Origin of the sequence: Actinoallomurus sp. CA-142502 (assembly GCF_050936355.1) — a bacterium.
Taxonomy (GTDB): domain Bacteria; phylum Actinomycetota; class Actinomycetes; order Streptosporangiales; family Streptosporangiaceae; genus Actinoallomurus; species Actinoallomurus iriomotensis.
Genome location: NZ_JBNJMY010000001.1, coordinates 3,655,042 through 3,674,178, shown reverse-complemented (window position 1 = coordinate 3,674,178; position 19,137 = coordinate 3,655,042). Strand labels below are relative to the sequence as shown.

Here is a 19,137-nt window from a genome sequence, read left to right as displayed (position 1 = left end):
CGCGCTCGGCGCAGGACCGCCGGGACGCCGGGCCCCGAGGCCCGGCGTCCGCGAACGGCCTCCTCAGCGGTGGGTGAACACCGGCACCCACGCGCCGAGCCTGTCGGAGCGGTGGTAGCCCGTGAGCGGCGTGATCTTGCCCTGGAGGGTCACCAGGAGGAGCCGGTTGTTGAACTCCCCCTTCCCGGTGCACTTCTTCACGGCGCAGCCGATCGCGAACAGCCGCCCGTCATCGGCCCAGGCCCTGGCCTGCTCGATCGGCAGGTTCGTGACCTTCTTGCCGGTCGTGACGTTCGTGATGGTGACGGCGGGGCCCGGAGGCGGCCCGAACTTCGCCTGGAGGGTGCCGTTCGGGGAGAGCCCGGCGTCCTCCATCGCGTCGGCCTCGTGCGCCGGCGCGGGCCGGGGCGATCCGTTCAGGTCGTAGAAGACCTTCGCGGGGTCCGTCTCGGTCGGGGCCCAGACCAGGGTGCCGCTCCGGCTCCAGCCGAGGTCCTGGCGGCTGCCGGGGGCACCCGGGTAGGGAGGCAACGCGTGGAAGGCCCCGTGCCCCGTCGTGCTGTCGACGACGGCGAAGCCGGTCCGCGAGCCTTGGGGGGACCCGGGGCCGCCGGTGGGAGGGGCCATCACGTCGGGGTCCTTGGCGTACGCGGTGAGCACGAGCCGTCGCCCGTCCGGTGCCCACGCGACACCGCCGACCTTGTGCCCGACCGAGATCCAGCGGGTGACCTTCCGCGTTGCCATGTCGAGGACGCCGATCCGCGGAGCCGGCAACGGGCCCTCGATCACCGCCGCCTGATGCATGCCGGGCGCGACGTCGAGGTACGCCCACGGGGTCTTCTCATACGTTCCGGAGCCCGGGTCGTACAGGTACCACGTGCGCCGGATGCCGCCGGACTCCCCCCGGTGCGCCGTGTAGTACGCGGCGACGGCGGTGTGCCCGGCCGCGACGAGGTGGCGCGGGAACGTACTGCCGAGATCGGTGCGCAGCGACGTGTCCGAGGACAGGGTCACCGGGGCGATCGTGCGTACCGTCGGCTTCGGGGCCGACCGGTGCGTGACCGTCACGCCGACTCCCGCTCCCACGAGGAGTGCCGCCGCGCCGGCCGCGAGGGAGTACCCCAGCGGCCGCCGGAGCCGCCGCGGCGCCCGCTCGGCGGCGAGGACCCGGTCGGTCAGGCCGGCCGGTACGCGGGCCTGGGCGGACAGGTGCGCACAGGCGTTCTTGATCTGTGTCTCGGTGTTCACCGTACGACCTCCTTGATACCGCGTGCGTCGCCGAGTTCGGGTGCCAGCTCGCGCAGCCGGGCGAGCGAGCGGTGAGTGGTGCTGCGCACCGTGCCGACGCTGCAGCCGAGCAGGCGCGCGACCTCCTTCTCGGGCAGGTCCTCGAAGAACCGCAGGACGAGCACGGCCCGCTGCCTGGGCGTGATCCGGGTCAGGGCGTCGCCGACGACGACCCGCAGATCCAGCGCGGGCGTGTCGTCGTGGCGTGCCTCATCCGGGGGTACGGCGACGTGGGTCTCGCGCCGCCGCCATCGGCTCTGCCAGAAGTCGGCCTGCTGCCGGTACATCACCTGACGCACGTACGCCTCGGGGCTCCTCACGCCCGCCCACCGCGTCACCGTCTTGCTGAGGGCCGTCTGCAGCAGGTCCTCGGCCGCGTGCTGATCACCTCCGGTCAGGAGATACGCCAGGCGCATCAGCGCGACCGACCTCTCCTCCATGAACTCACGGAACTGCCGCTCTGTCGCGGGGTCCATCGCTACCTCCGAATCGCTTTCACCCCTGAGACCCCGGGAGGTGGCCGCCACTATGCCTCGAAGGATCCGCCTTTTCGCCACGGCCGCCCGTACGGCGAACGGCGCCCGGCCTCGTCGATACGGGCCGGGCGCCGTCCTCGCCGGTCAGGGAGCGGGTGTCAGCCGCGCTCCGGGGGTTCGGAGTGCGTCGGGGCGGCGATGCGGTTCCAGGCGTTGATCATCGCCACCTGTCCCACCAGGTGCGCGACCTCCTCCGGCTTGAACGCCGCCGTGACGGCGTTCCAGGTCTCGTCCGACACACCGCTGGGCAGTTCCGTCGCCGCCTCCGCGTACGCCAGGGCCGCGCGTTCGGCCTCGGAGTACAGCTTCGACTCCCGCCACGCGGTCAGCTGGAACACCCGGTCCTGGGTCTCGCCGATCTCCAGCGCCTCGTGGACGTGCATGTCGATGCAGAACAGGCAGCCGTTCATCTGCGAGGCGCGGATCTTGACGAGCTCGCGCACCTTCGGGTCCAGCGGCCCCTTGCGGATGGCCGTCTCGGTGTGGATGAACGCCCGGTAGAGCTCCGGTGCGACGTCGGGAACGCTGATACGTGTCACGGGTCCTCCTGCGTCGGAGGGAGTGACCACTGTGGCGTGCCCCTTGATTCCCTCGCTTCGCTCAGTCATGGGTCCTCCTGCGTCGGAGGGAGTGACCACTGTGGCGTGCCCCTTGATTCCCTCGCTTCGCTCGGTCATGGGTCTTCCCTTCTCGATCGTTCGCCAGGGAGACGAGACAGCCGGGTCCGGTGTGACGATCTACGCCGCGGAAATTCTCACGTGGGCGAGTTTGTCCGGGTTGAGCTGCCGATGCAGCGCCAGGATCCGGCCGTCCTCCGCGATGTCGTACGTGTCGACGCAGAAGAGCACGCCCGCGCGGTACAGGCCCAGTGCCGGCTCGCCGCCGACCTCCAGCGGCACGACGGTCGCCGGCGCGTGCCGCCGCCCCGTGCGCAGCATGACCATCGCCACCCGCTCCCCGCCGACGATCAGGCGGCGCGCCGCCTTCACCCGGCCGCCGCCGTCCGTGACGTACACCGCCTCCGGATGCAGCAGCGCGACCAGCCCGTCCAGGTCACCGGACTCGTACGCCGCGCGGAACGCCGCCAGCACCCGCGCCCGCTCGGCGCCGTCGGCGCGCGGCTGCCCCTTCGCCTCCGCGATCCGCCGCCGGGCACGGGAGGCGAGCTGCCGCCCGGCGGCCGGGGTCGTGCCGAGCACCTCGGCGATCCGGTCGTGCGGCACCTCGAACACGTCGTGCAGCACGAACGCGACGCGCTCGGCGGGAGTCAGGCGTTCCATCACCAGCAGCATCGCCGTGCTCACCGACTCGTCGACGAGCACCGGCTCCGAGGCGTCCGGGCCGGTCACGAGCGGTTCGGGCAGCCACGGTCCGACGTAGGTCTCCCGCCGTACCCGCGCCGACCTGAGGATGTCGTACGCCCGGCGCGCGGCCACGGTGACGAGCCACGCCCGCAGGTCGCGCACGCCGGACAGGTCGGCGGACACGGCCCGCAGCCAGACGTCCTGCTCGACGTCCTCGGCGTCGCCGACCGTACCGAGGAGCCGGTACGCCACCCCGAAGACCGCCGGTCGATGCTCGGCCCAGACCTCCTCCTTCACGCCTTCGACGCTACAGCCCGGTCGTTCCGGGCCTGAATCAGCGTCAGCCGGTCCTTCTAGCAACCGGCACGGGAGGTCGCTTCACTGTCCCTTGTCATTGAGCCACCCGCACACCCAGTAGCGGTCGTCGGAGTCCCGTTCGATGATCCATTGGTTGTCGACGCGCCCGGCGGTCCTCCCGGTGTCGGGGTCCTGCTGGGTGAGGGTGGCCTCGACGCTGAGTTCGTCCGCGCCCGTCGGGATGGTGTACGGCTTCATCTTCCATCGGGCGACGTAATAGCCGTTGAGGGCGAACCCGAGCAGGCCGGAGCGCAGCCGTGGGCAGGTCGCCGCTCGCAGCTGCGTCATGTTGTGGTCGGCGAGGCCGTCCATGTACTTCTTGAACACCCGGTTGATGGCGTCGGCGCTCATCGAGGTGGGCGCCGGAGTGGCCGGGTAGGTGGTGGCAGGGGCCGATGGCGTGTACTGCGGGGCCGGCGAGGCCGGCGTGGTGGCGGTACCAGAGTCGCCCGGCTCGGAGTTCGGCCCCGTCGCGCCGCGCTTGGAGTCCGGCCACAGCGACACCACGACCCCGAGGGCGATGACGACCGCGACGACCGCCACGGCCACCCCGACGTACAGGAGAGGGTTCGTCGGCCGGGTGCCGACGGGACCGGTCGCCCGCAGCGTCGGCGGCAATGGCATCGCGAATGGACCCGGCGGCGGCGCGGGCGAGGACGCCGATGCCGGCGGGGGCGGTGGAGGGGCGACCCGTGTCGGCAATGGTTCGGCGTCGCGGCCGAGTTCGGTGAGAAGCCGGTGGGCGTCGTCGGCGTTCAGCCGCCGCGCCGGGTCCTTGTCGAGGAGCCCCGCGAGGACGGCCGTGAGCGGTCCGGCGTGGACGAACGGGTGCGGGTCCTCGGTGGCGATGGCGACGAAGATCCCGCCGGTGTTGGCCCCGCCGAACGGCACCCGCCCTTCCACGGCCGCGTACAGGGTGGCTCCGAGCGACCACAGGTCGGTTTCGGGGGTGGCGTCCTGCCCCCGAACCTGTTCGGGGGCCATGAACGCCGGTGTCCCGAGGATCGCTCCGGACCGGGTGAGGGTGCTGTCGCCTTCGAGGGCGGCGATGCCGAAGTCGGTGAGGACGACCCGCTCCCCCTCCAGCAGGACGTTGGCGGGTTTGACGTCCCGGTGGACCACACCGGCGGCGTGCGCGGCTCGCAGTGCCGTCAGCATCTTCGTCCCCAGCGCGGCCACGGCGCCGACGTCCAGCCGCTGGTGTTCGCGGAGGAGGTCCTGGAGGGATCCGCCTTCGACGTACTCCATGACGATCCACGGCCGGCCGCCGACGGTGAGCCGGTCGTGGACGGTGACGATCCCGGGGTGTTTGAGCCGTGCGGCGGCCCGGGCCTCCCGTTCCAGGCGCGCGTAGAAGGTGGCCCGTTCGCCCTCGTCGACGCCGTCGGGGAGCCGCAGCTCCTTGATCGCGACGGTTCGGTCGAGGTCGGCGTCCCAGGCCCGCCACACGACGCCCATCCCGCCGCGGCCGATGACGTCGAGCAGCCGGTACCGCCCCGCCAGGAACTCGTCAGGGTCGGTGCGCATGCGGGGATCGTACTGACCGGCCGACGTCAAAAGAACGTTTTCGTCTATAAAGTGGCGGGGACCACCGGCGTCAGCCGGGGCTCCTCACGCAGGTAGCTGAGCGACGAGATCGCCGAAAGATCAAGTCGCCAGGTCCGACAGGGGGACGTCCGGGTCGGCGAGGCGGGCCTTGTCGACGGGCTCGCCGGAGCGGATGAGCGCCTGGATGTCGCCGGTGACGTCCCAGACGTTGACGTTCATCCCGCCGACGACGCGGCCGCCGGACAGCCAGAAGGCGATGAACTCCAGGTCGTCGGAGTCGCCCGAGACGTACGCGGACGGGTCCTTGCCGCGGTACACCACGTCGTCGTAGTCACCGGCCCAGTCGCCCGAGGCCTCCATGCCGAGCTCGAACTGGTCGGTGTAGAAGTAGGGCACCTGGTCGAAGGCGACGTCGTGGCCGAGCATGGAGCGGGCCGCCGCGGGACCGCCGTTCAGGGCGTTCGCCCAGTGCTCGACGCGGATGCGGCGGCCGAGCAGCGGGTGCTGGGCGTTCGCGACGTCGCCGGCGGCGAAGATGTCCGGGTCCGAGGTGCGCAGCGCCGCGTCGACCAGCACGCCGTTGTCCACCTCCAGCCCCGCCTCCTCGGCGAGCGCGGTGTTCGGCACCGCGCCGATGCCGACGATCACGACGTCGGCGGGCAGCTCGACCCCGGAGTTGGTGAGGACCGACGTCTCGGTGATCTCCGCGACGCCGTCGCCGAGGGTGAACTCCACCCCCTGCCGCCGGTGCACGGCGCCGAACACCTGGCCGAGCTCCGGGCCGAGCACGCGGTGCAGCGGCGTGGCCTCCGGCTCGACCACGTGGACGTCGTTGCCGTACCCGCGCGCGGCGGCCGCCGCCTCCAGGCCGATCCAGCCCGCGCCGACCACGACGACCCGCCGGTCACCGGAGATCAGCGCGGCCCGCAGCCGCTCGGAGTCGTCGGCGGAACGGATGTGGTGCACGTGGTCCTGCCGGGCGCCGGGCACGTCGAGCCGGCGCGGTGAGGCACCGGTGGTGAGCAGCAGCCGGGTGTAGCCGATCCGCTCCCCGCCCGCGAGCCGTACCTCGTGGTTCGCCCGGTCGATGGCGGTCACCGCCTCACCGAGGCGCAGCTCGACACGGTTGTCGCCGTACCAGGACTCCTCGTGCACGTACGCCTGGTCGAGGGGGTCGTTGCCGGTGAGGAAGCCCTTGGTGAGCGGAGGCCGCTCGTACGGCCGGCGCTTCTCTTCGCCGATCAGCACGATCCGTCCGGCGAATCCCTCCTCGCGCAACTTCTCCGCCGCCTTCGCCCCGGCCAGACTCGCTCCGGCGATGACAAAGGTCTCCTCGGGCATGCGATGCACCTCCACGTCAGGTCACGGTGACTCCAAGTATCTCCGGCGCGGATCACCGGATCAGTGGTTTCGGCCGAGGATCTCGTGGTGCCAGGCCGACGCGGCGGTGTCGGTGAGGGAGGCGACCTGGTCGACGATGGCGCGGAGCCGGCCGGCGTCGTCCGTGGCGGCCGCGTGGAAGTCGCGGAACACCGGGGCCAGCCGGTGCGGGGCGTCCGCCGACAGCGCCTCGACCAGCTCGGCGATCATCTCGCGCTGACCCTCCTGGGTCTTCGCGTGGCTCTCGCGGCGCATCACGTAGTGCGCCGCGACGCCCTTCAGCAGCGCGCATTCCAGGCGCTGCTCGCGCGGCACGATGAGGTCGGCCGCGTACCGGGTCAGCGGCCCCTCTCCGTACGCGGCGTGCGTGGCGTCCTCCGCCGCGCGGCAGAAGCGGCCGATCAGTTCGCTCGTGAGGTTCTTCAGCGCGGCCAGCGTGCGCAGCGTGCCGTCGAAGCGCGGCGGCCAGTACGGCTCGGCCAGCAACGCGGCGAAGCGTTCCTCCAGCTCGTCCGGTGACGCGTCGCAGTACAGCGAGGCCGTCAGCGCGCACACCGCGCGGCGTTCGGCCGGGTCGGCCAGCGCGTCGAGGCGTACGTGGCCCGCGTGCAGGCCGTCCTCCAGGTCGTGCACGGAGTAGGCCACGTCGTCGGACCAGTCCATGACCTGGGCCTCGAAGCAGAGCCGCTCCCCCGGCGCGTGGTCACGCACCCAGGCGAACACCGGCCGGTCGTCCTCGTACACCCCGTACTTGCGGTCGCCCTCCCGGCGCGTCCACGGGTACTTCATGGCGGCGTCCAGGGCGGCGCGGGTCAGGTTGAGGCCGGCGCTGCCGCCGTCGGCGGCGAACGACTTGGCCTCCAGGCGGGTGAGCAGCCGCAGGCTCTGCGCGTTGCCCTCGAACCCGCCGCACGCCGCGGCGACCTGGTCCAGCACCGCCTCGCCGTTGTGCCCGAACGGCGGGTGCCCCAGGTCGTGGGACAGGCAGGCGACCTCGGTCAGGTCCGGGTCGCAGCCGAACGCCTTGCCCAGCTCGCGCCCGATCTGTGCGCATTCGAGCGAATGGGTGAGACGGGTGCGCGGGCTGTAGTGGTCGGAGCGGTCGCTCGCGGCGAGCTCGACCACCTGCGTCTTGGCCGCGAGCCGGCGCAGCGCGGCGCTGTGCAGCACGCGGGCGCGGTCACGTTCGAACGGGGTGCGCTCGCGCCGCTTCGGCGGCTCGTCCGCCCAGCGCTCCCGGTCGCGTTCCGTATAACGACTCATGAGAACCCCGAGCGTACGTGCACGGGCGGCCCGCTCAGCGGCGAAGCGGCCCGGGGCACGCCGGCCGGCGTTGTGGGCGGAGCACAAAGTCACCGACCGTGGTCTTGTGGCGCCCGAGCGTGGTGCCCGCGGTGACGCCCCGCCTACATTGGCCGCGTGATCATTGATTCGCTGGTGGAGCGGGCGATCCACCGTGAGGCGCCCAGCCGCGCCGAGGCCCTCGCCGTCCTGTCCGATGAGCACGAACTCCTCGATGTGGTGGCGGCGGCCGGGCGGGTGCGGCGTCACTTCTTCGGTCATCGGGTCAAGCTCAACACGATCATCAACATGAAGAGCGGCCTGTGCCCGGAGGACTGCTCGTACTGCTCACAGCGGCTCGGCTCGGCCTCGGACATCCTGAAGTACTCCTGGATCGGCGCGGACGAGGTGGTCGAGGCCGCCGACCGCGCGGTACGGGCGGGGGCGAAGCGGGTGTGCCTCGTGGCGAGCGGGCGGGGGCCCGGCGACCGGGACATCGCCAGGGTGGTGGAGCGCGTCGAGGCGATCAGGGACCGGCGGCCGGAGGTCGAGATCTGCGTGTGCCTCGGGCTGTTGCGCGACGGCCAGGCGGCGCGGCTGCGCGAGGCGGGCGCGCACGCCTACAGCCACAACCTCAACACCAGCGAGGAGAACTACGGGCGGATCTGCACGACGCACACGTTCACGGACCGGGTCGAGACCGTACGGCAGGCCATGGCCGAGGGACTGTCGCCGTGCTCGGGGGCGATCTTCGGAATGGGCGAGTCGGACGAGGACGTCGTCGACCTGGCCGTCCGCCTGCGCGAGCTGGACCCCGACTCGGTGCCGGTCAACTTCCTGATCCCGTTCGAGGGCACGCCGATGGGCGGGCGCTGGGAGCTCACTCCCGAACGGTGCCTGCGGATCCTGGCCCTGTTCCGGTTCTTCTTCCCCGACGTGGAGGTGCGCCTCGCCGGCGGCCGGGAGATCCACCTGCGCGGCATGCAGTCGCTCGCGCTGCACCTGGCGAACGCCATCTTCCTCGGCGACTACCTGACCAGCGAGGGCCAGCCGGGCGAGGACGACCGGCAGCTGATCGTGGACGCCGGGTTCACCATCGAGGGCCTGGACGAGCAGACCCTGCCCGCCGCGCGGCACGACCTGGTCGCGCTGCGCCGACGCGGCGCCGGCACCGACCTGCCCTCCAACGCCTGACCGATGGCCGGGCCGACCGTGCTCGCGCGGCGACGGCCTGGGCGCCCGGCTGCTCGACTGGGCCGGTGAGCTGGTCGCGGGCCACGGACGCCGCTGGCTACGGCTGGACTGCGGCGCGGACAACACCGCCCTGCGGGCGTTCTACGAACGCCTCGGCTTCCGGCACGTGGACGACGTCGAGGTCACCGTGCCGGGCGCGGGTACGGCGTCCGGGCCGTGGCACGCCAGCCTCTATCAGCGCCGCGCCGAGCCACCGGAGCGCCGGACCGTTTAAAGTCCTGCTGTCCCCGTCGGCGACTTCCCCCCGAGGCCAGCACATGATCACGACTTTCCGCGCGGCGGTGGCCGTCGTCCTTCTGGCGGGTTTCTACGTCCTCGTCACCGCGATCACGGCCGGCATCGCGGTCCTCGACTACTACGCCGTCCGGTACGGGCACGCGGGCGGTTTCAAGGTCGCGGCCTTCGCCACGATCGGCGGCCTGGCGATGCTGCGCGGCGTCTTCGTCGTCGGCCGCCGGCAGGACGCCGACCAGCCCGGCGTCGCGGTGAGCCCGCAGGACGAGCCCGAGTTGTGGCGCACCGTCACCGAACTCGCCACGCGGGTCCGGACGCGGGTGCCGGACGAGATCCGTCTCGTCCCGGACGTCAACGCCGCCGTCAGTGAGGACGCCCGCCTGCTCGGGCTGATCCGCGGGCGGCGCCACATGTACGTCGGCGTCCCGTTGATGCTGACGCTCGGCGCCGACGAGCTGCGCGCGGTCCTCTGTCACGAGCTCGGCCACTACAGCGGCTCGCACACGCGCCTCGGCGGCATCACCTACCGGGGCCGTACGTCGCTGATCCGCACGATCCAGCGGCTCGATGGACACGCGATCATCCGGACGTTCTTCACCGTGTACGCGACGATCTACCTGCGGGTCTCCCAGGCGGTCTCCCGCCGGCAGGAGCTGGAGGCGGACGCCTCGGCCGTCACGGTCGCGGGCCGGCGGGCGATGGGCGACGCGTTGCGGAAGGTACGCGCGGCGGCGGCCGCCTGGGAGTTCTACGTCGGCAACCACCTGCGCATGATCGGTCCGGCGCAGGCGCGCCCGGCCGACCTGTTCGCGGGCTTCTACTCGCTGTTCCACGAGCCGAGCATGGGCGGTGAGCTGGCCAAGGTGGTGAACGCCCCGGAGGAGCGCTCGCCGTACGACTCGCATCCGAGCCTGGCCGAGCGTCTCGCCGCGATCGGCCGGCTGCCCGAGCCGTCCGTACGGCCCGACCCGCGGCCGGCGCTGGCGTTGCTCGCCGACCCGCAGCGGGCCGCGATGGCCACGCAGGCGTCGATGTTGACTCCGGAGGCGCTGCGGCTGCCGGTCCTCGAATGGCCGCAGATCGTGGAGCGCGGGCTGTGGAGCGCCTCCAACGCCGAGTCGCTGAAGGACGTGTTCGAGGCGGTCGGTGCGATGACGAACACCCCGCGGCCGACCGTGGACACGGTCCTGCGGGTGCTGGCGGGCGGCGGCGCCGGCGACCTGGGCGCGCGCCTGCGGAGGGCGGGCTGGCGGGGTGACGACACGGCCGAACTGGTGTCGCGCGTGGTGGCCCGGGCCTTCGAGGGCCTGTTGATCCAGGCGGGCCGTGCCCGTTATGTCTTCTCCTGGTCCGACGTGGCGAAGCTCCGCGACTCGAATGGGAACGAAATTGACCTTTCCGGCATCGTGCGGCCGGCGGTCGACGACCCCGGGCAGGTCAATGCCCTCCACGCCAGCCTGACCGGCCTCGGAATCACGGCCGACGCCCACCCTTAGTGCAAAATGCACGTCTTCTGGCGTATCGGCGCCTCTCCCCGCAGGTCTCTTGGTTGGATGTCCGCGAAAAAGCCGGATATGCGTACGGGAGCTTTGGGTGAAACGCGGAGCGATGCTGGTGCCGCTCGTACTGACGGCCGTACTGACGGCCTGCGGTTCGGGCGGCGCCAAGAGCAGTGAGAACAGCGGCGGCGGGCCGCCCAAGGGCGGCTGGCCGCAGCCGGTGAACGGGCAGCTCACTCCGCAGATGTGCGGGCTGCTCACCGACGCGGACTACGCGAAGTACGGCCATGCGCGGCTGCCGGTCATCTCCCAGAAGCGCCTCGACAACGCGCCCAACGCCATCGACTGCCTCTACACGACCTCCGACGAACTGGACATCGGTCTCCAGCCGACCGCGGAGGCCGCCAAGACGCAGTTCGCCGCGGGCCTGAAGGACCACAAGGAGCGGCTCACCGAGGACCACCGTCCCACCGTCCTGGCCACGAACGTCGTCCAGGGCGCCGACGAGAGCTGGTTCGACTACTGGACGCTCGGCACGGCCAACTCACAGTTCAAGGAGTACGAGATCAGTGTGCGCCGAGGCTCACTGGTCGTCGGCATCGTCCTCAGCGGGCTCAAGGGCAAGAACGAGAAGGACCCGCGTACGGTGCTGACCGGCCTCGCCGGGCTGGTGCTCCAGCGGATCCCGAACGTCGGCCGGGCCGACACGGGCAAGACGCACAAGGCCGAGTTCGCGGTGGCCGGCGCGGGCCGGGCCAGGCAGATCGTCTTCAACGACCCCACGTCCGGCGAGGTGACGACCCTGAAGAACGTCAAGCTGCCGTGGCACGTCGAGAAGCCGCTGATCAACTACGGCCAGGCTCAGATCATGCTCAACCTCAACGCGGTGAGCGGCGCACCCATGGCGGCCATCGGCTGCAACATCTCGGTCGACGGCAAGACGGTGGTCCAGGAGGATCCGAAGATCGGCGGGTTCGCCAACTGCTCGCAGCCGTTCACCCCGCCCAAGTGAGCAGAAAATAGTTCGCCTTCGCTGTGCACCGATCGACCGCCTCTCGCGTCCTTTGTAGGCGTTTGCCGAAACAAGAGGGGAACTTGTTGATGAGGCGGGGTCTTCCGGCGGTGCTCACGCTGGTGTTCGTGCTGGCCGGATGCCGGCTGACGGGCGGCGCCGACGAGGCCGGGCCGCCGGCGGGCGGCTGGCCGCAACCGGCCGGCAACCGGGTCACCACGCAGATGTGCGGGCTGCTGACCAAGGCGGACTACGCGAAGCTCGGTCACGTACGGCGGCCGAGCATGTCGAGCACGGTGAACGACCGCACCAACACGCTCGACTGCTCATACCAGTCCGTCGACGCGATGTCGCTCACCCTGAGGCCGACCGCCGAGGCGGCCCGGTCGTACTTCGCGGCCGACCTCGCGGACCACAAGCAACAGCTGGCCTCCGGCCACCGCGCCTCGGTGCTCGCCAAGGACGTCGTGGCGCTGGCGGACGACAGCTGGTTCGACAACTGGACGGCGGGCACCGCCGAGCAGGGCGCCCACGAGATCCGCGTACGCCGCGGCGCGCTCGTGCTGAGCATCACCCTCAACGGGAAACGGGGCAAGAAGGAGGGCGACCCCCGCAGCGTCCTGACGAACCTCGCCGACCTCGTCCTGCGCCGTCTCCCCCACGCCGGCGCGAAGGACACCGGCACGAACCACAAGGTGCAGTACGAGGTGATCGGCCTGGGCCGGGCGACCTCGATCTGGTGGGAGGACTTCACCGGCGTGAACAGCGGCGGCTCGGTGGAGAACACCCGCATGCCGTGGATCCGCACCGTGTCGATGGCGACGTCTCCGGGAACCACGCCGGACGAGGCCGTGGTGCATGTCCAGACGACCTCGACGACGACCAAGATCGGCTGCCTCATCCTCGTCGACGGCGAGCCGGTCGCCGCGGAACGTCCCCAGACGGGCGGCGCCGTGGAGTGCAGGGGCCAGATCCCCGTGGACGACTCCGGCTCGGGCGCCCAGCCCGCCGCGTACCGGCCCGCTGCCTGACCGTCGCCGCGCCGAGCCGTTCCGGGACGGGTCCCGGAACGGCTCGTCTACGGTGCCGACCGCTGGACCAGATGGCGGAGGGCGCGGCGCATGACATTCACAGCGGTCATCGTGCGCCGACTGCACGACACGGGCCGAAGCGGCTACTTCTTCTACCTGAGCGCCCTTCCGTTCGGCGTCATCGTGCTGATCGTCTTCTACTGCCTGCCCGGCGAGGCCGGCGACAACAGGTACGGCCCGCCGCCGGCGCCGCTCACCGGATCGGCCGTCACGCGCGGCATGACCGCGCGGCAGGTCACTCGCCTGCTGGGACACCCTCATGAGAGGACGGCGGCGACAGCACCCCGCTACGCGCGGCGGGCGACGCACGGACGCCTTCCGGAACGCGGTTACTGGCACTATCCAGGCCTGCCGGATGAGGACCGGGAGACGATGCTCACCTTCGAGCGGGGACGCGTCATCGATATCACCGTCGCGTGACCGGGACCGGTCCCCGGAGATCATGCCACTCTGTCGGCTCATGGACAGAAGCTCGACCTGGACGCCACCGGTGCTCGCCTGCCTGCTCACCGCACTCGCGGCCACCGGCTGTGGAGGTGGATCCGGCGGGGATCAGCAGGCGCAGACGCCCAGCCGCCCCACTGCCACCGCGACCGGCCGCCCCCCGGCGCACACCCCCGGATTCCCCCAGGCCCCCGACGGGACGGACGTCCGCGCCTGCCACGACGGGAGCTGCGAGATCCTGGTCACCAAGCGGACGAGGATCCCGCTCGACTCCCGTTTCGGCTTCAGGACGTTCTCCTTCGACCCCGCCGACTCCACCTGGCGGTACACCTATCCCGACGGGGGCAGCGGGCACGTGAAGTGGCTCGAACCCCCGTACAGCGGATCGTGGGCCGGGCCGACCGCGAAGCAGCAACTCGTCATGACCGTGGTCGCCTCGGAGAAGTCCCGTGCGGTCATCTCCCTGCACCCGGGCAAGTGAACCGCGTCGTACGTGCTTCCGGGGGCCCGGTCAGGTGGCGGACCGCGCGAAGTGGTGGGCCAGCGCGTGAAACGCCTCCTTCGGCGCCCAGTGCCAGTCGCGGGTCGGCTGGTCGGGCGCGCCCCACAGGGGCTTCACGATGCCGTAGCTCGCGAGGTCGAGGTCGTAGCGCGGATCGGCCCGGTGCGGAGCGTCGGGCGTGACGAAGTTGTACACCAGCGCCGCGTACAGGCTCATCGACTCGAAGACGTCCAGTAGCTCGGTGAGATACGCGGCCTGGGACCGCTCGCTGCGGACCAGGCCGCCGACGATCTCGGGTTGCGGCTTGTCGTAGTCGACGACGTCCCAGCCCATGCCGCCCTTCTCCGGAGCCCCCTTGTAGGTGCACGCGCCGAACTCGGAGATCACCACCGGTTTCCCGGGCCGCCGGTACTTCCGGAGTTCACGGACGTAGTCGGCCCGGTGCGGGAAGTAGGAGTAGTAGTTGACGCTGACGAGGTCGAACAGCGCCCAGTCGACCTCCTCGTCCTGGGCCGCGCCGTAGGTCATCGGGCCGTGGAAGACGGACCGGCCGACCTTCGCGGCCCGCGCGGTGAACCGCCGCAACCGCCGCCGCATCGTCACCGGGTCGAAGTTCCCGCTGAGCATGTTCCGGACGCGTTCCAAGGCGTCGTCACCCGGCACGATGCCGGGCACGAACAGGACGAACTCACAGCCGACGCTCAGATGCACCCGCGCGCCCTGGCGGCGGAGCGACTCGGCGTGCCTGCCGGTCTCGGCGAGGTGGTCGAGGATCTCGTGCTGCGGGCGGTCGCCCAGCCGCGGCTGGAGCCAGACGTGCAACCCGCGTTCCACCGCCTCCGACGCGGTGACCGCGAGCCGGTCGACGCCGTCCCCGTAGACCGACACCGAGTTCGCCTTCAGCTCGTCCCCGATCACCCGCAGGTCCCGGCGCATCCGGGCGGCGTTCCAACTGGTCTCGGCCGTCTCACCGTCGGTGACCTCGTAGGAGACACCGCGGTAGGTCAACCCTGACCGGCCCTGTGCCGCGGCGCGGCCGCCCGTCATTCCCGCGACTCCCAACGCCGCCGCGCCGGCCAGGAACCGTGCCCGGCTGATGCCCTCGCTGCGCACTGTCGCCCTCCTCACGTGTCCGCGATGAACGGGGTCCAGTGTGCGGAGCGGCGCCCGGCCGGGACATCGGCCGATGGGCTACGGGCGGCGCGTCCCCGGTCTGCCGCGAAGGGCCGGATCGCGAGCCGGATGCCCCTTGTGCCGCCGATGGTGACCGTGGAGGCCGAAGGCACGCCTTCGACCTCCACGGCCGGGTCAGCCGGTGAAGCCCTTGAAGATGTCGGTGAACTCGTACGTGCTCTGGCTGATGCCGCTGCACGTCGGGGACACGGTGCCGTTCGGGCAGCCGCCGTTGTCCCTGCCGACCGACCAGAAGCCGATGTAGCCCACGTGGTTCGACTGGGCGTAGCTCAGCACCTGGCGGGCGATGGCCTGGGTGGTCGTCGGGCCCGTGTCGTTCTTGCCGATCATCGGCGTCAGGCCCAGCATGCGCTTCACGTCGGCGTCGCTCCTGCCCGGCCAGATCTGCTTCATCTGGGCCAGTGTCGCGTTCGCGGCCGAGATGATCGCGTTGCCCCAGTCGCCCGTGTAGCCGAAGTCCATCAGCATCGGGTTGACCGTGACGTTCAGGCCGCGTGACGCGGCGTCCTGCAGGATCTGCACCGAGAACGGGTCCACGCCGTAGTCCTGGGCCTGCACCCGCAGCGTGTAGGTGATGGTGGTGCCGCGTTCGTTCTGCAGCTGCTTGAGCGCCGTGTTCACGGTCGCCACCGGGATGGCGGCCTCCACGTCCACGTCCAGGCGGTTGCTGCCGACGGCGTCCAGTGCCTTCTTGTACGCGGCCTCCAGTGTCGCGCTGGAGGAGCAGGTCGTCTCCAGGTAGGGCCCGGCGGCGCCGCCGGTGGCCACGGTCACGTCGCCGCCGACGCCCTTGAGGTCGTTCACCTCACCGGTGACGCGTGAGTCGTTCAGCGGGACCGTGCCGCCCCAGGACGGGTCACAGCCGGCGCTGTCGGCCAGCGCGAACGCGAGCGTGAAGTGCTTCTGGCCGGTCGCGTTCGCCACGTCGCGGAGCACGGGCGTGGCCATCGTGATGTCCACGTACGGGGAGAACCGCCCGGATCCGGCGGCGTGCGCCGGTGTGGCGGGCGACAGCAGGAGGGCGAGGGGCAGCAGGAGGGCCGCGAGGATGGCTCTCTTCATGGGGCGGGGACCTTTCTCGATGCGGGGAAGACCGGTTCCCGGCCGCGACCTGGCGGGACGCCGCGACCGGGAACCGGGGCTCAGCCCGTGGACCGGGCGACGATCCGGGCGAAGTCGTACGGCTGCTGGTCCACGCTGCTGCACGCGCCGTCGACCCAGCCGACGTTGCCGGTGCACGCGCGGTCCCGGTTGAGGGACCAGAACGACAGGCGGGCGAGGTGGTGTGCGGTCGCGTAGCCGAGCAGGGTGGTGAACGTGCCGGTGGTGAACAGCTCGCTGGGCTGGTCGGTGTGGCCGTTCATGAGCGTCAGGCCGGTGCGCGCGTAGACCTGGTCGGAGGACAGGTCGGGCCGCAGCGCGGCGAGTTGCGCGTGCGCGGCCTCCATCACCTTCTCCACGTCGGCCGCCATGGTCGCCGCGGGGCCGCCGTAGTCGAACGCCATGACGGCGTACGTGTCGATGTCCGCGCCGTCGTCCTTCGCCCGCTGGATCTCGGCGCGGTCCAGGTCGCTCAGCCCGACCGTCGTGACGGGCATGGTCAGGGAGACGTCGAGGGCGCGCCCCGCGGCGGCGGCGTTCTGCTTCAGCAGCCGTACGGCCTGGAACCGGCGCGTCTCGCCGGCGACGTCGCCGAGGTCGTCGCCCTCGATGTCCAGGTCGATGTGCGTGAGCCCGTACGCGTCGATGACCTGCTGGTACGCCCGCGCGAGCGAGGTGGCGTCCGGGCAGGCGGCGCCCAGTTCGACGCCGTTGTAGCCGCCGAAGGACACCGCGACGTCGCCGCCGGCCGCCCGCAGCGCGTCGACGTCGGCCTTCACGGTGGTGTCGGCGGACACGGGCTGGGCGCCGTCCCAGGTCGGCGTGCAGCCGCCGCCGGACGGGGCGAGCACGAAGGCGAGGATGAGCTGCCGGACGTCGCCGGTGATCTCGGAGATCGGCTGCGGATGGTCGTCGAGCGGCATGAAGTACGGCGCGGCGCGCAGCGGAGCCGCCGCCAGGCGGGGGGCGGGCGACGCGGACGCGGGACGGACGGTCAGGGTCAGCAGGCAGGCGGCCAGGGCCGCCCATGCCCGGTGGCGGACACGCACGAGTACTCCTAGCGGGCGCCCGCGCGAGGGCGGGCAGGGTCGCGGTGGCAGTCGCTGTCGCGGCGTCCGGGCGCGCCCCCGTACCCGCACCGTGCCGACGCGGCATTGACACGAGTGGACTCGATCCGGTCAGGGTTAGTCAATATCTAACAGGAAAGTTTCCTATAAATGCGGGTCACGGGACCGGCGTACGAGACGTGTGGTTTGATCGGCTCCGGTGGTGGCCGTGTTCCCCGGACGAGAGGCAGCGGGCGATGCTTCGGTTCCTGATCCGCCGGGTGCTGTCCGGCGTGCTCGTCATGTGGCTCGTCACCACCGTCGTGTTCATCCTCTTCTTCGCCACCTCGCGCGACCCGGCCGCGCGGTTCGCCGGCAAGTCCGCCACCCCGGCGACGCTCGCGCTGCTCCGTCACCGGATGGGCCTGGACGAACCCCTGCCGCTGCAGTACTGGCACTTCGTGACCCGACTGCTGTCGGGCGACCTCGGCTACTCGTACGCCACCCACAGCTCGGTCAACGGACTGGTCACGGACGCGCTGCCGGTCACCCTCTCGCTGGTCGGCGGCGCGTCCGCGCTGTGGCTGCTCACCGGGGTGGCCACCGGGGTCATCAGCGCCACCCGGGCGCACTCGGCCGTGGACCGCGGCATCACGGTGATCGTGATCGTCGGGATGTCCGTGCCCGCATTCGTCACCGCGGCGACCCTGCTCTACCTGCTGGCCTTCAGGTTGCCGGTCTTCCCGCTCGGCGGGTACGTGCCGCTCCACGCCGACCCGGTGGGGTGGTTACAACACCTGATCCTCCCGTGGATCACCGGGGCGCTGCTGCAGTCGGCCTTCTACACCCGGATGACCCGCGGCTCGCTGCTCGACGTGCTCGACGAGGACTACGTCCGTACGGCACGCGCGAAGGGCCTGGGCGAGCGGCGGGTGGTCCTCCGGCACGGCCTGCGATCGGCGCTGACGCCGGTCGTCACGCAGTTCGGCATGGACCTCGGGGCGGCGCTGAGCGGCGCCCTGGTCACCGAGACCGTCTTCGGCCTGCAGGGCGTCGGGCAGCTCACCGTACGGTCGATGACCCTCGGTGACCTGCCGGTCATCATGGCCGTCGTGCTGCTCGCCGCCTTCGGCATCGTGGTGGCCAGCATCGTCGTCGACGTCGTCTACGCCCTCCTCGATCCCCGCGTACGCCTGACCTGACGTGCGGATTGGTACTCTCCTGGCATGTCCGCGCAAGACCTCGCCGGCCTCAGGCGCCTGCGCCGTGCCCGGGACCTGATCGACCGGGAGTACGCCAGCCCCCTCGACGTGACGACGCTGGCCCGCCACGCGCTGATGTCTCCGGCGCACTTCTCGCGGCAGTTCCGGGCGGCCTACGGCGAGACCCCGTACAGCTACCTGATGACCCGCCGGATCGAGCGGGCGATGGCGCTGCTGCGTACGGGGATGAGCGTGACCGACGCGTGCATGGCGGTCGGCTGTACGTCCCTCGGCTCGTTCAGCTCCCGGTTCACCGAGATCGTGGGAGAGACGCCGAGCGCCTACCGCCTCCGGGAGCATCACGCCGTGGCGGCCATGCCCGCCTGCCTCGCCAAGGTGCACAGCCGCCCGACCCGGGACGGAGCGAGCGGCCTCGGCGAAGCGTAGGAGTCAGCGCACCTCCTGGATGCGGACCAGGTTGCCCGCGGGATCGCGGAAGGCGCAGTCGCGGACCCCGTACGGCTGCTCGATCGGCTCCTGGACGACCTCGCCTCCCCCGGCCTGCACCTTCTCGAAGGTGCCGTCGAGGTCGCGGGTGGCCAGGAGGATCCAGCCGTACGTGCCCTTGGCCATCATCTCGGCGATGACGCGGCGCTCGTCCTCGGTGATGCCGGGGTCGGCGGCCGGCGGGGCCAGGAGGATGGACGTGCCGGGCTGGCCGGGCGGGCCGACCGCGATCCAGCGCATCTTGCCGTTGCCCACGTCGCTCCGCACCTCGAAGCCGAGGATGTCGCGGTAGAAGGTCAGGGAGGCGTCGGGGTCGTCATGCGGGAGAGCGGTCGTGTGAATGCTGATGTCCATGTCC

The 19,137-nt window shown here is 71.4% G+C and carries 20 protein-coding genes; 9 read left to right on the top strand and 11 right to left on the bottom strand.

Annotation, left to right across the window (positions count from 1 at the left end; all coding sequences use genetic code 11):
- Positions 1-63: 63 nt before the first annotated feature.
- The 7 genes from ACQEV1_RS17880 to ACQEV1_RS17850 form a co-directional block, all read right to left on the bottom strand.
- Complete coding sequence (locus ACQEV1_RS17880) at positions 64-1,248, bottom strand: hypothetical protein (protein ID WP_433394773.1); 1,185 nt, start codon at positions 1,246-1,248, stop codon at positions 64-66.
- Entirely contained in the window at positions 1,245-1,763 is a 519-nt protein-coding gene (locus tag ACQEV1_RS17875; protein ID WP_285617259.1) for a SigE family RNA polymerase sigma factor, read from the bottom strand. Before ACQEV1_RS17875 ends, ACQEV1_RS17880 begins: the two co-directional genes overlap by 4 nt.
- A 158-nt stretch (positions 1,764-1,921) precedes the next feature.
- Positions 1,922-2,362 (bottom strand): carboxymuconolactone decarboxylase family protein, encoded by a 441-nt coding sequence (locus ACQEV1_RS17870; protein ID WP_433394772.1) that lies wholly within the window; start codon positions 2,360-2,362, stop codon positions 1,922-1,924.
- Positions 2,363-2,560: 198 nt separating this feature from the next.
- Positions 2,561-3,424, bottom strand: coding sequence for an RNA polymerase sigma factor SigJ (gene sigJ, locus ACQEV1_RS17865; protein ID WP_433394771.1), 864 nt, complete (start codon positions 3,422-3,424; stop codon positions 2,561-2,563).
- A gap of 81 nt (positions 3,425-3,505) precedes the next feature.
- Positions 3,506-5,011 carry a serine/threonine-protein kinase gene (locus ACQEV1_RS17860; RefSeq protein WP_433394770.1) on the bottom strand — a complete coding sequence of 502 codons (1,506 nt, stop codon included), beginning with the start codon at positions 5,009-5,011 and terminating at the stop codon, positions 3,506-3,508.
- A gap of 120 nt (positions 5,012-5,131) precedes the next feature.
- On the bottom strand, positions 5,132-6,373 hold the full coding sequence (locus ACQEV1_RS17855; RefSeq protein WP_433394769.1) for an NAD(P)/FAD-dependent oxidoreductase: 1,242 nt from the start codon (positions 6,371-6,373) through the stop codon (positions 5,132-5,134).
- 60 nt (positions 6,374-6,433) lie between these two features.
- Entirely contained in the window at positions 6,434-7,675 is a 1,242-nt protein-coding gene (locus ACQEV1_RS17850; RefSeq protein ID WP_433394768.1) for a deoxyguanosinetriphosphate triphosphohydrolase, read from the bottom strand.
- Between the two features lie 156 nt (positions 7,676-7,831).
- Between ACQEV1_RS17850 and bioB the strand changes: the two genes are divergently transcribed.
- The 7 genes from bioB to ACQEV1_RS17815 all read left to right on the top strand — a co-directional run bounded on the left by bioB (position 7,832) and on the right by ACQEV1_RS17815 (position 13,708).
- Positions 7,832-8,887: a biotin synthase BioB gene (bioB, locus tag ACQEV1_RS17845; RefSeq protein ID WP_433394767.1), complete on the top strand. Its 1,056-nt coding sequence runs from the start codon at positions 7,832-7,834 to the stop codon at positions 8,885-8,887.
- A gap of 37 nt (positions 8,888-8,924) precedes the next feature.
- Positions 8,925-9,161, top strand: a complete 237-nt coding sequence (locus ACQEV1_RS17840; RefSeq protein WP_433405921.1) for a hypothetical protein — start codon at positions 8,925-8,927, stop codon at positions 9,159-9,161.
- A gap of 43 nt (positions 9,162-9,204) precedes the next feature.
- Positions 9,205-10,677, top strand: a complete 1,473-nt coding sequence (locus ACQEV1_RS17835; RefSeq protein WP_433394766.1) for a M48 family metallopeptidase — start codon at positions 9,205-9,207, stop codon at positions 10,675-10,677.
- Positions 10,678-10,774: 97 nt separating this feature from the next.
- Positions 10,775-11,692 (top strand): hypothetical protein, encoded by a 918-nt coding sequence (locus ACQEV1_RS17830; RefSeq protein ID WP_433394765.1) that lies wholly within the window; start codon positions 10,775-10,777, stop codon positions 11,690-11,692.
- 89 nt (positions 11,693-11,781) lie between these two features.
- Complete coding sequence (locus tag ACQEV1_RS17825; protein WP_433394764.1) at positions 11,782-12,723, top strand: hypothetical protein; 942 nt, start codon at positions 11,782-11,784, stop codon at positions 12,721-12,723.
- 90 nt (positions 12,724-12,813) lie between these two features.
- Positions 12,814-13,203: a DUF805 domain-containing protein gene (locus ACQEV1_RS17820; RefSeq protein WP_433394763.1), complete on the top strand. Its 390-nt coding sequence runs from the start codon at positions 12,814-12,816 to the stop codon at positions 13,201-13,203.
- Positions 13,204-13,243: 40 nt separating this feature from the next.
- On the top strand, positions 13,244-13,708 hold the full coding sequence (locus tag ACQEV1_RS17815; RefSeq protein ID WP_433394762.1) for a hypothetical protein: 465 nt from the start codon (positions 13,244-13,246) through the stop codon (positions 13,706-13,708).
- 30 nt (positions 13,709-13,738) lie between these two features.
- On the opposite strand, the gene ACQEV1_RS17810 is transcribed toward ACQEV1_RS17815, so the two are convergent.
- From ACQEV1_RS17810 to ACQEV1_RS17800, 3 genes are all read right to left on the bottom strand, one after another.
- Positions 13,739-14,842 (bottom strand): hypothetical protein, encoded by a 1,104-nt coding sequence (locus ACQEV1_RS17810; RefSeq protein ID WP_285617277.1) that lies wholly within the window; start codon positions 14,840-14,842, stop codon positions 13,739-13,741.
- 195 nt (positions 14,843-15,037) lie between these two features.
- A complete protein-coding gene (locus ACQEV1_RS17805; RefSeq protein ID WP_433394761.1) occupies positions 15,038-15,985 on the bottom strand; it encodes a chitinase in 948 nt (315 codons plus the stop codon).
- A gap of 80 nt (positions 15,986-16,065) precedes the next feature.
- Positions 16,066-17,073: a chitinase gene (locus ACQEV1_RS17800; RefSeq protein ID WP_433394760.1), complete on the bottom strand. Its 1,008-nt coding sequence runs from the start codon at positions 17,071-17,073 to the stop codon at positions 16,066-16,068.
- 254 nt (positions 17,074-17,327) lie between these two features.
- Here ACQEV1_RS17800 and ACQEV1_RS17795 point away from each other — a divergent pair, with 254 nt between their 5' ends.
- A complete protein-coding gene (locus ACQEV1_RS17795) occupies positions 17,328-18,272 on the top strand; it encodes an ABC transporter permease (protein WP_433394759.1) in 945 nt (314 codons plus the stop codon).
- Between the two features lie 24 nt (positions 18,273-18,296).
- A complete protein-coding gene (locus ACQEV1_RS17790) occupies positions 18,297-18,719 on the top strand; it encodes a helix-turn-helix transcriptional regulator (protein WP_285617283.1) in 423 nt (140 codons plus the stop codon).
- Positions 18,720-18,722: 3 nt separating this feature from the next.
- Here ACQEV1_RS17790 and ACQEV1_RS17785 read toward each other — a convergent pair whose 3' ends face one another.
- Complete coding sequence (locus tag ACQEV1_RS17785) at positions 18,723-19,133, bottom strand: VOC family protein (protein ID WP_285567129.1); 411 nt, start codon at positions 19,131-19,133, stop codon at positions 18,723-18,725.
- Positions 19,134-19,137 lie beyond the last annotated feature (4 nt).